The organism is Pseudomonas sp. FW305-96 (assembly GCF_058783825.1).
Window position 1 is genome coordinate 60,928 of sequence record NZ_JBYSYW010000030.1, and the last position, 13,666, is coordinate 74,593.

A 13,666-nucleotide genomic window follows, 5' to 3' on the forward strand; every position below is an offset into this window, starting at 1 on the left:
GTCAACTCCAGCCCAGTCGCCACGCGGCCTGCAACATGAAGCCCATTGGTCCGCGACTTGATGCCACTTCATATGCCAGCGGCGAATCAATCGGTTAGAATGCTCCCCCAATTCTGCCCGATCCTTGAGGACCGCCATGTTCAGCCGTGATTTGACCATTGCCAAGTACGACGCCGAGCTCTTCGAAGCCATGCAGCAAGAAGCCCTGCGCCAGGAAGAGCATATCGAGCTGATCGCTTCGGAAAACTACACCAGCCCGGCGGTCATGGAGGCCCAGGGTTCGGTTCTGACCAACAAGTACGCCGAAGGCTACCCAGGCAAGCGCTACTACGGTGGTTGCGAGTACGTCGACGTCGTCGAGCAGCTGGCCATCGACCGCGCCAAGGAGCTGTTCGGCGCCGACTACGCCAACGTCCAGCCGCACGCCGGTTCCCAGGCCAACGCCGCTGTCTACCTGGCCCTGCTGTCGGCCGGTGACACCATCCTGGGCATGAGCCTGGCCCACGGCGGCCACCTGACCCACGGTGCCAGCGTTTCCTCCTCGGGCAAGCTGTACAACGCCATCCAGTACGGCATCGACGCCAACGGCCTGATCGACTACGACGAAGTCGAGCGCCTGGCTGTCGAGCACAAGCCGAAGATGATCGTTGCCGGCTTCTCCGCCTACTCGCAAGTGCTGGATTTCCCACGCTTCCGCGAAATCGCCGACAAGGTCGGTGCCTACCTGTTCGTCGACATGGCCCACGTCGCCGGCCTGGTCGCCGCTGGCGTGTACCCGAACCCTGTGCCGTTCGCCGACGTGGTCACCACCACCACCCACAAGACCCTGCGCGGTCCACGTGGCGGCCTGATCCTGGCCCGCGCCAACGCCGACATCGAGAAGAAGCTGAACTCCGCCGTCTTCCCAGGCGCCCAGGGCGGCCCGCTGGAGCACGTCATCGCTGCCAAGGCGATCTGCTTCAAGGAAGCCCTGCAGCCTGAGTTCAAGGCCTACCAGCAGCAGGTCGTGAAAAACGCCCAGGCCATGGCCAGCGTGTTCATCGAGCGTGGCTTCGACGTCGTCTCCGGCGGCACCGAGAACCACCTGTTCCTGCTGTCGCTGATCAAGCAGGAAATCTCCGGTAAGGACGCCGACGCCGCCCTGGGCAAGGCCTTCATCACCGTCAACAAGAACTCGGTGCCGAACGACCCACGTTCGCCGTTCGTCACTTCGGGCCTGCGTTTCGGCACCCCAGCCGTCACCACCCGTGGCTTCAAGGAAGCCGAGTGCCGCGAACTGGCCGGCTGGATCTGCGACATCCTGGCCGATCTGAACAACGAAGCGGTGATCGACGCCGTGCGTGAAAAGGTCAAGGCCATCTGCAAGAAGCTGCCGGTGTACGGCAACTGATTGGCAGACGCCTGAAATGAAGAAGCCCGGCCTTGTGCCGGGCTTTTTCATGTTTGTGCTTCATCGGGCTGGTGCGACATCCGGTACGAGACGTATTTCCACGCGCTGCCCCAAGGCCCTGGCTGCGCTGGCCAGTGTTGCCAAGGTCATGCCAGCGTCAGTCTGATCCAAGGCTCGATCGACCGCCGCCCGGCTGGTGTGCATACGCTCGGCCAAGGCCTTCTTGCTGATCTTTTGCTGCTTCATCGCCTGCGTCAGTTGCCAGGCGATCACCCGTTTCAGCGCAGCCGCCGTGACCTCTTCGAGGATGCCCTCTTCGGCGAGAAAATCATCGAAGTTCGAACCGATATGCGGGTTCATGTAGTTGACCTCCGTAAGCTGGCCTTGCGTTGCCTGGCCAGAGCCAGATCTGCTGAAGGCGTTTTCTGGCTTTTCTTGATGAATCCATGGAGCATGAACATCACGCCATCCATGATCGTGAACAGTACACGGGCAACGACATGCCCCATGTCGATACGGATTTCCCAAAGCCCGTGCTCCAGCTTTCTGACCAAGGGCATGCCAAGTGGCCATCCCAACTGAACGGTCTTGATTTCCATGCCAATCAGATAGCGTTCTTCACGTGCCAAGCCCTTTAGCCACTCCCTCACGGGCTCATTACCCGACGCACTACGGAAGAACTGCACCTTTATTTTTAGATCCGACGCGGCCAAGTGTACCAAAAAAAGTACCTCCTGCAAGCGGCCACCTCGACTGGCCTGATCGCTGAAACGAGGCCAAAAAAATGCCGCCTTACGGCGGCATCGAACAGTCGGCTGTATCTCAATCAGGCGTGGCTCAAAGCTTCGAAACCAGCCCGAATCCTTTCCTCCGGCAGCTCATCGGCAATGAACACCATCACGCTTTCCCGCGGCTCGCCTTCCTTCCACTAGGTGTCCCAGTCGAGCCGGCTCGACTAGATCGGTCTTGCTTAGCAGCAGGCGGTCGGCGAAGTCGACCTGGACTTGGGCAATGCCCAGGGTTCAGGTGCAGCTCGGCACGGGCGGCGTCGACCAAGCTGATATGCCATCGAGGATCTAGCGCTCGCGCAGCTCTTCGTCGATGAAGAAGGTCTGCGCCTACAAACCTTGAACGTAAGTGTTTAACCCTCCGCGATACACCAAGGTATCTCTGACATTCTCCTCGGAAAACTACCTCGACCAAAACACCCGACTTCGGACATACCTAAGTTTCCCTCCAATGCACACTGCTTGCTCCAAACCATTACGGGAAGTGTTTGACATGGCAGTCGCTCGAAATCGATACACCAATTACAGGAGCATGATTCAGCGGTCCGAGACGGATTGGCAGACATCGTATGCCAAGCATCTTTCCGGCTTACAGGTGCAGGTCATTGCCAGGAATCTACTTCAGGACCAGCACGGCAGGACGCTTCAACACTTCTGTACGACGTCCTATCTTGGGCTGGACTACCATCCGGATATCCTCCAAGGGGCGATCGAGGAGCTGGAAAATTCGCGCACCCTGCGTATCGCCAACTCGCGCAACCGCTGCCAGTTCCAAGTACTAGACCAATATGAGGCTGAACTGTCCGACTTATTTGGATGCGAGTCTCTAGCCACATTGTCATGCAGTGCAGCAAGCTCAGGAGTACTACCTCTTGTTGCCGCCGGCATTTTCACGAATGGTGTATCGCCCCATATGGTGTTCGACAAGTTTGCCCACTACTCCCTGAACCATGTAAAAGCAGCCTGTGCGGATGAGACCGAGATCCAGACGCTTCCCCATGATGATATGGACCAACTCGAGAGCATCTGCAGGCAACATGGAAGGGTCGCCTATATTACAGACGGCTACTACAGCATGGGCGGGACAGCACACATGGACGCCTTGTTGTATCTCAAGGAGCGCTACGGTCTGTTCTTGTACTTGGACGACTCTCATGCCCTTTCTACGGCAGGTGTTTCAGGGCAAGGCTTTGTAAGGGGTCAACTACAGGAGCTGGATGAAGGGATTATCATTGTAGCGTCCTTGGGGAAAGCATTCGCCGCAAGCGGCGGTCTGCTCATGTTGGCAAATACACGACAGAAACGTCTGGTACAAAGATATGGAGGTCCTACCAACTGGTCCCAAAGTCTCAATGCCGCTGCTATCGGTGCAGGGCGGGCATCCGTCCGACTTCACTCAAGCCCCTTGCTGAATACGCTACAGCAGCAGTTGAAAAATAATGTCGAACTGTTCGACAAGCTTTTGCCTACGCCTCATGCTGGATCAGCATCCCCCATCAGGCTAATACCGCTTGGAGAGGCTGAATACGCCATTGCTGCGTCGACCTTCCTGGCCAACAACGGCTTCCTCACTTCAGCCGTCTTCTTTCCTGTCGTACCCAAGGATGCTGCAGCGCTGCGCGTTACGCTAAGAGCAGACATGCAGCCTGGTGAAGTCGAGAGTTTCTGCCAGGGTGTCGCTGAGTATCTGAACAGCAACCCTGTCGTCGCCCCTTTACTAAACACTCAGCCATGACCAAACGGCGAATTCTCTACTTCAGTTGCTTAGCCGTACTGTTGTGCCAGTCAGGTATAACCTTCTACCTACCCATGCTCCCAACTATTGCTGATGACCTGAATGCAACAGATGAATTCGCCGCACTCAGCCTGAGCCTGTTTCTTGTGGGAATGGGGACATGCGTAATGCTGTGGGGTCGGTTGGGAGCCACTCTCGGTTCAAGCCGTATGCTGACCTGGACGCTACTCCTCTACGGCTGCTGCACATTACTGCTCGCAGTATCACCAGGTGACTGGGCATTCCTTGTCCTACGCCTGCTTCAGGGAGCGTTGGCGGGCGGTATATCAGTTGCAGCTCGCGCGTTAATGGTCGAGCAGTATGATGGCAAGGATCTGACACGAGCCTACAGCAGCCTTTCACTTTGCTTCGTACTCTCCCTCGGAGCCTCCCAGTTTATCGGGGCTATGATTGCCACACTCACGAACTGGCGGGTGGCCATGCTTGTCGTCGCGATACCTTGCGTACTAATGGCCACAGTGAAGGGGCTGAATGTAACGGCTCACCACAGGGGGCTTCCGTATCGAGCAGGTGAGAGCACCAGCCTCCATAAGCTCATTGTGCAACCGCGCTTCATTCTACCTGTGCTGGCTGGAGGCTTGGGGTACTCCATCATCGTCGTATTTAGCAGTACAGCGCCCTTGCTTCTTCAGCAGTCTTTCAATTGGTCGATGTGGGAATATGGTCTGTTGGGATGGCCAATCAGCATTGCCTATCTGCTCGGCACCCGTCTGGCCAGTAACCTTGCAACCGGTGATAATGAAATACGGATGCTTCGATATTCGAGTGCCTTGCTGTTATTTGGCGCACTCATCATGCTTATTGCATCATCACTGTTGAAGGGTGCGGCGTACGCGATCTGGCTTCCTTATTGCCTGATGCTTGTAGCTCAGGGAATTGCATACCCAGTGAGCCTGTCATTGGCTAGCAGGCAGTCAACGGGAGCTGCGTCCCCCGCCATGGCACTTATTGCTCTTGTTCATCAACTGCTGGCGGCTTTGGCGAACTTGATATCCAGCACCTTGGACACCAGTGCCGTTATGCTGGTTATGTTATGCGTTGGATTGGCATCACTCGCCTGGTTGGCGACTCGCGCCAGCCCCTGAACGCCATCGTTTCTTGCAGGCTGAATATTCTTGATAAATTGCATCAATAGCCAAATTAGGCACTGCTTGAAAAAATGCCGCCAGCAGGCGGCATGAGCAAATCAGATACTTCTGCCCCCTTTAACTCAAGGCCTCAAACCCTGCCCGAATCTTTTCCTCCGGCAGTTCATCGCCGATGAACACCATGACACTTTCCCGCGGCTCGCCTTCCTTCCACTCGGCGTCCCAGTCGAAGCCGTACAGCTTGAGCACTCCCTGGAACACCAAACGGCGATCTTCACCTGCGATATTCAACACGCCCTTGTAGCGCAACAGCTGCTTGCCGTGCTGCTCCAGCAGCTCGTTCATGAAGTCGCTGAGCCGATCGATATCCAACGGCGTTTCGGTGCGCAGCACCAGCGTCGAAATGCGATCCGGGGTGGCGGGTTTGAGGACCGGGCGCAAGCTGGGCCCGGGGCTGATGCCCAGGTCCGGGTTGAGGTTGAACCCCCGCACATCGAGCAGCTCGGCCAAGTCGATACGCCCATGCTCGACCACGCGGATCGCCGCCCGGCCATTGATGCGCGCCAGGCGCTCGCGCAGGGCATCGACCACCTGCGGCTCGACCAGATCGGTCTTGCTCAGCAGCAGGCGGTCGGCAAAGCCGACCTGGGCCTGGGCGATGGCCTGGGTCAGGTGCAGTTCGGCGTGGGCGGTGTCGACCAGGGTGATGATGCCATCGAGGATATAGCGCTCGCGCAGCTCTTCGTCGATGAAGAAGGTCTGTGCCACGGGTGCAGGGTCGGCGAGACCCGTGCACTCGATCACCACGCGATCGAAGGCGATCTCGCCGGCGTCCAGGCGTTCGAGCAGCAGGTACAGGGCACGGGTCAGGTCGCCATGGATGCTGCAGCACACACAGCCGTTGGCCAGGGTCATCACCTGCACCGGTTCATCGCCCAGCAGTTGGCTGTCGATGCCTGCCTCGCTGAACTCGTTCTCGATCACGGCGAGCCTCAGGCCGTGCTCGGCCTTGAGCATATGTTTGAGCAGGGTGGTCTTGCCGGCGCCGAGAAAGCCGGTCAGCACGGTAACGGGAATCGGCGTTTGCACGCGGTTGTCTCCTGCAGCTGAAAATGAAAGTGGGAGCCCGGTTGCCCGGGCTCCCACTGGTTCATGCGTGTCGCGGGTTCAACAGCACTTGGGCCCGGACTTGCCACCATAACGCGCTTCCTGGCGCTCGCGGAAGAACGCCTCGTAGCTCATCACCGGCTTGTCCGGGTGCTTGGTCTGCATGTGCTCGACATAGTTGTCGTAATCGGGCATGCCGACCATCAGGCGGGCGGCCTGCCCCAGATACTTGCCCAGTCGACCCAGGTCGTTGAACATCGCGGCATTCCTCTCAAGCGTCAGGCAAAGCCTGGAACGGGGTTTCCTTGTCGCTGCGCTCCTTGCGGCCCCAGGCGGCATAACCGACCTTGAGGGCGAAGAACAGGATGCTGAATACCACCACCAGGAACAGGATCGTCAGGCCGGCGTTGGTGTAGGCGTTGAAGATCACATGCTGCATCTGGCCGATGTCCTTGGCAGGCGCCAGCACCTGGCCGGCGTCCAGCGCGGTGCTGTACTTCTTGGCCAGGGCCAGGAAGCCCACAGCCGGGTTCGGGTCGAACAACTTGATCAGGCCCGCGGCGGTGGTGCAGATCAGCAGCCATACCGCAGGTACCAGGGTGACCCAGATGTAGCGTTGACGCTTCATCTTGATCAGTACCACGGTGCCAAGCATCAGGGCGATACCGGCCAGCATCTGGTTGGAGATACCGAACAGCGGCCACAAGGTGTTGATCCCCCCCAGCGGATCGATCACGCCCTGGTACAGCAGGTAGCCCCACATCGCCACGCAACCGGCGGTCGCGAGCAGGTTGGCCCCCCACGACTCGGTGCGCTTGAGCGCCGGGACGAAGCTGCCCAGCAGGTCCTGTAGCATGAAGCGCCCGGCACGGGTACCGGCGTCCACGGCGGTGAGGATGAACAGTGCCTCGAACAGAATGGCGAAGTGGTACCAGAACGCCATGGTGTTCTCACCCGGCAGCACCTGGTGAAGGATCTGCGCGATACCGACCGCCAGTGTTGGCGCACCACCGGCACGAGCCAGGATGGTGTGCTCACCGATGTCACGGGCGACCGCCTCCAGTTGCTCGGGGGTAATCAGGAAGCCCCAGCTGCTGACGGTCTGCGCCACCGAGGCGACGTCGGCACCGACCACTGCGGCCGGGCTGTTCATGGCGAAGTACACGCCAGGCTCGATCACCGAGGCGGCAACCATGGCCATGATGGCGACGAACGACTCCATCAGCATGCCGCCGTAGCCGATGTAACGGGCGTTGGTTTCGTTGTCCAGCAGCTTGGGCGTGGTCCCCGAGGAGATCAGCGCGTGGAAGCCGGACACCGCGCCGCAGGCGATGGTGATGAACAGGAACGGGAACAGGGTGCCCTTCCAGACCGGGCCGGTACCGTCGGTGAACTGGGTGAGCGCCGGCATCTTCAGCTCGGGCGCGATGATCAGGATACCGATGGCCAGGCCGACGATCGTGCCGATCTTGAGGAAGGTCGACAGGTAGTCGCGCGGCGCCAGTACCAGCCACACCGGCAGCACCGCGGCGACGAAACCGTAGCCCACGAGCATCCAGGTGATCTGCACGCCAGTGAAGGTGAACGCTGGGCCCCACACCGGATCCGCGGCGATCTGGCCCCCCAGCCAGATCGACAGCAGCAGCAGGACCACGCCGACGATGGAGATTTCACCAATGCGGCCCGGGCGGATATAGCGCATGTAGATGCCCATGAACATCGCGATCGGGATGGTCGCGATCACCGTGAACATGCCCCACGGGCTCTCGGCCAGGGCCTTGACCACGATCAGCGCCAGCACCGCGAGGATGATGATCATGATCAGGAAACAACCGAACAGGGCGATGGTGCCGGGGATGCGGCCCATCTCCTCACGGACCATGTCGCCCAGCGAGCGGCCGTTGCGACGGGTGGAGAGGAACAGGACCATGAAATCCTGCACCGCGCCGGCCAGCACCACGCCGGCGATCAGCCACAGCGTGCCGGGCAGGTAGCCCATCTGCGCGGCGAGCACCGGGCCCACGAGCGGGCCCGCGCCGGCGATGGCGGCGAAGTGGTGGCCGAAGAGGATGTGCTTGTTGGTCGGGACGTAGTCCAGGCCATCGTTGTTGAGTACAGCGGGCGTGGCCCGGCGAGGATCGAGTTGCATCACCTTGGTGGCGATGAACAGGCTGTAGTAACGGTAGGCAACCAGGTAGATGGCCACTGCCGCGACGACGATCCACAAGGCATTGATCGCCTCACCACGACGCAGGGCGACCACACCCAGCGCGCAGGCCCCTACGACTGCCAGCGCCAGCCACGGAATGTGGCGTAGCAGGCTATTATTGTTGTTCATGGTTTACTTCCAGCTGGTGGATTGGAAAGACCGCCCATCGAGTCTAGGGCCAGTCAAGACGCATTGCCACACTTGCTTTGGTCTAGAGCCTCTGCGGCCAGATTGCCGTACCTGATGCACATACCAAACTCACTATAGTCAGGATGTCACCCGGAGAAACCACCATGAACGCCCACGACGAACGCCGCCGCTTCCAGCGCATCGCCTTCGATGCCCCTACCGAACTGCGCCAGGGCGAACGTCGCTGGCTGGTGAAACTGCTGGACCTGTCGCTTAAGGGCTTGCTGGTAGAGCGCCCAAGCCCCTGGGATGCCGACCCCACCCAGGACTTCGACGCGATCATCCACCTCAACGACAAGAAAACCCAGGTCAGGATGCAGGTCGAACTGCGCCACGACGAGTCCGCCCGGCTGGGTTTTATCTGCCTGTTCATAGATGTCGATTCGATGACTCATCTGCACCGTCTTGTGGAATTGAACCTGGCAGACAGCACCGAAATGATGCGTGAGCTGCGCGAACTCATCGAAGATTGATATCTCTTAGCTTGCTAATGATCTGGCTGTGACAGCTTTCTTGTCCAGCCAGACAGCTTTCCTGCCTTTACCAGCCTCTTTGTACACACCCCTCTGGAACAGTCTCTCGCAGGTTGGAACGTAATGTGCATCCAGGTTTCAGGCACCTTGGACGCACCCGTTACGGCGCTACAATCAAAACTTTGTATACAATTTTAGTGGCAATTATTTGCACTAGTTGTCTACAGTAGCGACACAACAATAAACAGAGAGCCTGCTCCAATGACCACGTCCCCCAGCACGTCTCCCGCCCCGCGCCCCGAGGACGAAAACCTCGGCCTCGGCGCCAACCTGGCCTACGGGCTGCAGCATGTCCTGACCATGTATGGAGGGATCGTCGCCGTACCCCTGATCCTTGGCCAGGCCGCCGGCCTGGCCCCGGCGGAGATCGGCCTGCTGATCGCTGCCTCGTTGTTCGCCGGTGGCCTTGCGACATTGCTGCAGACCCTTGGGCTGCCGTTCTTCGGCTGCCAGCTGCCATTGGTCCAGGGCGTATCGTTCGCGGGCGTGGCGACCATGGGCGCGATTCTCGGCAGCCAGGGCGGCGGTGGCCTGCCGGCGGTGCTGGGCGCGGTAATGGCAGCCTCGTTGATCGGCTTCCTGATTACTCCGGTGTTCTCGCGTATCACCAAGTTCTTCCCGCCCCTGGTGACCGGCATCGTCATCACCACCATCGGCCTCACCCTGATGCCCGTCGCGGCCCGCTGGGTGATGGGCGGCAACAGCGCATCGCCAGAGTTCGGCAGCATGGCCAACATCGGCCTGGCGGCACTGACCTTCGCCATCGTCCTGCTGCTGAGCAAGCTGGGCAGCGCGAGCATTTCGCGCCTGTCGATCCTGCTGGCGATGGTCGCCGGCACATTGATCGCCTGGTCGCTGGGCATGGCTGATTTCAGCAAGGTCACCGAAGGCCCGATCTTCGCCTTCCCCACCCCGTTCCACTTTGGCATGCCGACCTTCCACATCGCCGCGATCCTGTCGATGTGCATCGTGATCATGGTGACCCTGGTGGAAACCTCGGCGGACATCCTGGCGGTCGGTGAGATCATCGACACCAAGGTCGACTCCAAGCGCCTGGGCAACGGCCTGCGCGCCGACATGGCATCGAGCATCCTGGCGCCGATCTTCGGTTCGTTCACCCAGAGCGCCTTCGCCCAGAACGTGGGCCTGGTGGCAGTGACCGGCGTGAAGAGCCGCTATGTGGTGGCCACCGGCGGCGTGATCCTGGTGGTGCTCGGCCTGCTGCCGATCATGGGCCGGGTGATTGCGGCAGTGCCTACCCCGGTACTCGGCGGCGCCGGTATCGTGCTGTTTGGCACCGTGGCTGCCAGCGGCATCCGCACCCTGTCGAAAGTCAGCTACAAGAACAACGTCAACCTGATCATCGTCGCCGCCTCGCTGGGCTTCGGCATGATCCCGATCGCGGCGCCGAACTTCTACCACAGCTTCCCCAGCTGGTTCGAAACCATCTTCCACTCCGGCATCAGCTCGGCGGCGATCATGGCAATCCTGCTGAACCTGATGTTCAACCACTTCACCACCGGCAACTCGGAAAACCAGTCGGTGTTCGCCGCGGCCTACGAGCGCACCATCCAGTACTCCGACATCTCGGCCCTGCGTGATGGCGACTACTTCAAGGATGGCAAGCTGTTCGACGCCGAGGGCAACGAGGTACCGGTGCTGGAACTGGACGAGCACGGCAACGAGGCGCCCAGGCGCAAGGCGGTTGCCGAACACTGATCGCTGACCAGGACGGTCATCGAGGGGAGCCGACGCGCATCGTCGGCTCCCTTTTTTGTCTGGGCAGATGCGTGGAAGCAAGCCCGCTCCCACAATCGCTCTAGCCGTGCGCCACGAAGTACCGATTCAACACATTCAGGTCCCCGGCCTCCAGCACCCCCGCCAGATAGCGCAGTTGCAACCAGGCCCGCAGGTACTCATGCCGTGCCTGGGCCAGGTCGCGCCGGGCACCGAACAACTGTTGCTCGGCATCCAGTACATCGAGGTTGACCCGCTCACCGCCTTGAACACTCTTGCGCGTGGCCTGCACCAAGGCTGTGGCCGCCTTGACCGCCAGGTCGTAGGCGCGGATCTTCGCCGTGCCACTGGCGCACAGGTTGAACTGTCGACGCAACTGGTTGACCGTGTCGCGCAGTTGCGCATCCAGCTCGAAGCCCGCGGCATCCCGCTGGGCCCGGGCCTGGCGCACCGACGCCGACACGCCGCCACCGGCGAACAGCGGCACGTTCAACTGCACGCCGATGCTGTCGGTGTCGTAGCGCTGGTTATAGCTGCTCTCGGAGCTGGAGCTGGATATACCCTTGCTGGCATAGGCACTCAACGAGGGCAGATGACCGGCCCGCTGACGCTCGATGTTCTGCTCGGCGACCTCCAGCCCATGGCGCTGGCTGGCCAGCTCGGCGTTGCGGGCAACAGCCAGGTCGCGCCAGGGCTCGAAACGCGCGGGCGTCAGTGGCTGGACGCGAAAATCTCCGGTCATCGGCGCCAGGTCATCGACCTCTACCGGCTCGCCGATGATCGCCTGTAACGCCCGCAACGCCGCATCGAGATTGTCGCCTGCCTCGATCTCCTGGGCCTGGGCCAACTCGTAGCGGGCCTGGGTCTCGAGCACATCGGTGCGGGTACCCTCGCCACCTTTGACCAGTTGTTCGTTGAGCGTCAGTTGTTCGGCAAAGGTACGCCGCTGGGCCTGGGCCAGGGCGATCTGTTCATTGGCGAACAGCGCTTCGCTGTAGGCGCCGAACAGCCGCACCATCAGTTCCTGGCCACGACCACGGTAGCGTTCGTCGGCCAGCGCGGCCTGGGCCACGCCACGGCGGTAGTCACTCCAGGCGGCATAGTCGAACAGCGGCTGCTCGAGGGTCAGGGTCGAGCTGTAGCTGCGGTAATCGCGTTGGGTGGTCACATCGCCGAACTGGCTGCGCTGGGTTACCTCCGAGTCGTTGCGGGCACGGTTGTAGCGGTACGACAGCCTCGGCAGCAGACCAGCGCGGCCGATCGCCCGGTTTTCGAGCCCGGCCTCACGCTCGGCGATCGAACCCTGCCAGGTTGGGTCGTTGCGCAGGGCCAGGGCATAGGCATCGCCCAGGTCCAGGGCCTGCGCCGAGAGACTGGTGAGCAGCAGCAACAGGCCTGCGAAACGCAAAGATACCGGCATCACCCTTACTCCTCCGCCAGGGCAACGTGTACCCGGTCAGCCAAAGGCTTGAACAGGTAATTGAGCATCGAGCGTTCGCCGGTACGAACGAAGGCCTCCACTGGCATGCCAGGGCGAATATCCAGGCCCGCCAGTTGCCCAAGGCCCTGCTCGCTGACCTTAATACGTACCTGGTAGTAGGGCTGATGGGTCTTCTCGTCCACCAGGCGGTCTGCCGAGACCAGGGCCACCTCGCCGTCCACCCGCGGCGTGGTGCTCTGGTTGAACGCCACGAACATCAGCTCCACCGGCAAACCGGGGCGCAGGCGGTCGATCATCTCCACCGAGGCCCGCGCATCGACCAGCAAAGGCGCATCGCGCGGCACGATCTCCATCAGTTGTTGACCGCGGGCGATGACCCCGCCATTGGTGAACACACTGAGGCCGACCACCGTACCGGCCACCGGGGCCCGCACCTGGGCATGGGCCAGTTCGAATTCGGCGCTGCGCAGGCGGTTGCCCAGGTCCTCGGCGCTGGCCTGCAGTTCGGCGAGCTGCTGGCGCACCTCGTTCTGGTACTCCTGCTGGCGCTGGCCGATACGCAGCTTCAGCTCCAGCACCTGGCGCCGGGTGCGACCGATGTTGCCGAAGTCCTCGGCGATCGAGCCATTGACCTGGGCTAGCAGACGCTCGCTGTCGAGCAAGCGATTGCGGGCGATATAGCCGTCCCGGGCCAGCTCGCGCAGGCCGCGCAACTGCTCGTCCAGTGCATCGCGCTGGGCCTGCTTGCTGGCAAGCGAACCCTGCAGCCCCTGCAGCGAGGCTTCGGCTCCGGCAATGCTCTCGCGCAGGCCGCCGAGCTCCATGTCCAGCGCCTGGGCCCGGCTGCCACGCAGCTGGCGCTGCCCTTCCAGCACCGTGGCCACCCAGGGGAGGTTCGCCTGGGCCTGCAGGTCTTCGGGATAGGCAAGCGTCGCCCGACCATCGCGCTCGGCCAACAGGCGCGCTTCCCCGGCGCGGGCGTTGACGTACTGCACCCGCAACGAGCCGACCTGGGCCTGGGCCTGGGTCGCGTCCATGCGCAGCAACACCTGGCCGGCGTTCACCGTGTCACCGTCACGCACCAGCAACTGCTCGATCACCCCACCCGTGGGGTGCTGCACGGCCTGGCGGCTACCGGCGACCATCACGCTGCCGCTGACCGGCACGCCCTTGTCCAAGGGCGCCAGCGCGGCCCACAGCAGAAAGCCGCCGAAACCTGCCATCACCAGCCAGCGGCCGACACGGCCCGGCCGGTGTTCATCGAGGCTGAGCAGGCTTGCCTCGGTCTTTTGCATGGAGAGGGCGTGTACGCTCATGAAGTCAGGCTCTTGGCTGGCCGAACGTGACGTTCAGGCCGATGGGGTTGCGGGCGGTGGAGGGGGCGACGGG

At 61.4% G+C, this 13,666-nt stretch carries 12 protein-coding genes and 1 pseudogene; 5 read left to right on the forward strand and 8 right to left on the reverse strand.

The window, feature by feature from the left end; all coding sequences use genetic code 11:
* Positions 1–136: 136 nt before the first annotated feature.
* The gene (glyA, locus tag AC3WL2_RS20115) at positions 137–1,390 is read left to right on the forward strand and encodes a serine hydroxymethyltransferase (protein WP_094010328.1); all 1,254 of its coding nucleotides are present in this window, start codon (positions 137–139) and stop codon (positions 1,388–1,390) included.
* A 60-nt stretch (positions 1,391–1,450) separates the two neighbouring features.
* On the opposite strand, the gene AC3WL2_RS20120 is transcribed toward glyA, so the two are convergent.
* The 3 genes and pseudogenes from AC3WL2_RS20120 to AC3WL2_RS20130 form a co-directional block, all read right to left on the reverse strand.
* Positions 1,451–1,750, reverse strand: coding sequence for a helix-turn-helix domain-containing protein (locus AC3WL2_RS20120; RefSeq protein WP_094010329.1), 300 nt, complete (start codon positions 1,748–1,750; stop codon positions 1,451–1,453).
* Entirely contained in the window at positions 1,747–2,082 is a 336-nt protein-coding gene (locus tag AC3WL2_RS20125) for a type II toxin-antitoxin system RelE/ParE family toxin (RefSeq protein WP_371918150.1), read from the reverse strand. The genes AC3WL2_RS20120 and AC3WL2_RS20125 overlap by 4 nt, the downstream gene beginning before the upstream one ends.
* A gap of 231 nt (positions 2,083–2,313) precedes the next feature.
* A pseudogene (locus AC3WL2_RS20130) lies at positions 2,314–2,508 on the reverse strand (GTP-binding protein); the annotation flags it as partial.
* 154 nt (positions 2,509–2,662) lie between these two features.
* Here AC3WL2_RS20130 and AC3WL2_RS20135 point away from each other — a divergent pair.
* Positions 2,663–3,913, forward strand: a complete 1,251-nt coding sequence (locus AC3WL2_RS20135; RefSeq protein WP_102683872.1) for an aminotransferase class I/II-fold pyridoxal phosphate-dependent enzyme — start codon at positions 2,663–2,665, stop codon at positions 3,911–3,913.
* Positions 3,910–5,058, forward strand: coding sequence for an MFS transporter (locus tag AC3WL2_RS20140; RefSeq protein WP_102683873.1), 1,149 nt, complete (start codon positions 3,910–3,912; stop codon positions 5,056–5,058). Before AC3WL2_RS20135 ends, AC3WL2_RS20140 begins: the two co-directional genes overlap by 4 nt.
* A gap of 120 nt (positions 5,059–5,178) precedes the next feature.
* Here the strand turns inward: AC3WL2_RS20140 and yjiA are convergent, their stop codons facing one another.
* The 3 genes from yjiA to AC3WL2_RS20155 all read right to left on the reverse strand — a co-directional run bounded on the left by yjiA (position 5,179) and on the right by AC3WL2_RS20155 (position 8,506).
* Positions 5,179–6,150, reverse strand: coding sequence for a GTPase (gene yjiA / locus AC3WL2_RS20145; RefSeq protein ID WP_102683874.1), 972 nt, complete (start codon positions 6,148–6,150; stop codon positions 5,179–5,181).
* Between the two features lie 78 nt (positions 6,151–6,228).
* Positions 6,229–6,426, reverse strand: a complete 198-nt coding sequence (locus tag AC3WL2_RS20150) for a YbdD/YjiX family protein (protein ID WP_008094130.1) — start codon at positions 6,424–6,426, stop codon at positions 6,229–6,231.
* Positions 6,427–6,439: 13 nt separating this feature from the next.
* Positions 6,440–8,506 (reverse strand): carbon starvation CstA family protein, encoded by a 2,067-nt coding sequence (locus AC3WL2_RS20155; protein ID WP_102683875.1) that lies wholly within the window; start codon positions 8,504–8,506, stop codon positions 6,440–6,442.
* A gap of 164 nt (positions 8,507–8,670) precedes the next feature.
* Between AC3WL2_RS20155 and AC3WL2_RS20160 the strand changes: the two genes are divergently transcribed.
* Positions 8,671–9,039 (forward strand): PilZ domain-containing protein, encoded by a 369-nt coding sequence (locus AC3WL2_RS20160; protein WP_102683876.1) that lies wholly within the window; start codon positions 8,671–8,673, stop codon positions 9,037–9,039.
* 261 nt (positions 9,040–9,300) lie between these two features.
* A complete protein-coding gene (locus AC3WL2_RS20165; RefSeq protein ID WP_102683877.1) occupies positions 9,301–10,818 on the forward strand; it encodes a nucleobase:cation symporter-2 family protein in 1,518 nt (505 codons plus the stop codon).
* Positions 10,819–10,918: 100 nt separating this feature from the next.
* Here the strand turns inward: AC3WL2_RS20165 and AC3WL2_RS20170 are convergent, their stop codons facing one another.
* Together AC3WL2_RS20170 and AC3WL2_RS20175 are read right to left on the reverse strand one after the other, a co-directional pair.
* A complete protein-coding gene (locus AC3WL2_RS20170; RefSeq protein ID WP_102683878.1) occupies positions 10,919–12,256 on the reverse strand; it encodes a TolC family outer membrane protein in 1,338 nt (445 codons plus the stop codon).
* A gap of 5 nt (positions 12,257–12,261) precedes the next feature.
* Positions 12,262–13,593 carry an HlyD family type I secretion periplasmic adaptor subunit gene (locus AC3WL2_RS20175; protein WP_102683879.1) on the reverse strand — a complete coding sequence of 444 codons (1,332 nt, stop codon included), beginning with the start codon at positions 13,591–13,593 and terminating at the stop codon, positions 12,262–12,264.
* Positions 13,594–13,666 lie beyond the last annotated feature (73 nt).

Coding starts and splice junctions, on each gene's coding strand:
- glyA (WP_094010328.1), top strand. CDS start 137: ATGTTCAGCCGTGATTTGACCATTGCCAAGTACGACGCCGAGCTCTTC.
- AC3WL2_RS20120 (WP_094010329.1), bottom strand. CDS start 1,750: ATGAACCCGCATATCGGTTCGAACTTCGATGATTTTCTCGCCGAAGAG.
- AC3WL2_RS20140 (WP_102683873.1), top strand. CDS start 3,910: ATGACCAAACGGCGAATTCTCTACTTCAGTTGCTTAGCCGTACTGTTG.
- AC3WL2_RS20150 (WP_008094130.1), bottom strand. CDS start 6,426: ATGTTCAACGACCTGGGTCGACTGGGCAAGTATCTGGGGCAGGCCGCC.
- AC3WL2_RS20155 (WP_102683875.1), bottom strand. CDS start 8,506: ATGAACAACAATAATAGCCTGCTACGCCACATTCCGTGGCTGGCGCTG.
- AC3WL2_RS20160 (WP_102683876.1), top strand. CDS start 8,671: ATGAACGCCCACGACGAACGCCGCCGCTTCCAGCGCATCGCCTTCGAT.
- AC3WL2_RS20165 (WP_102683877.1), top strand. CDS start 9,301: ATGACCACGTCCCCCAGCACGTCTCCCGCCCCGCGCCCCGAGGACGAA.
- AC3WL2_RS20170 (WP_102683878.1), bottom strand. CDS start 12,256: ATGCCGGTATCTTTGCGTTTCGCAGGCCTGTTGCTGCTGCTCACCAGT.
- AC3WL2_RS20175 (WP_102683879.1), bottom strand. CDS start 13,593: ATGAGCGTACACGCCCTCTCCATGCAAAAGACCGAGGCAAGCCTGCTC.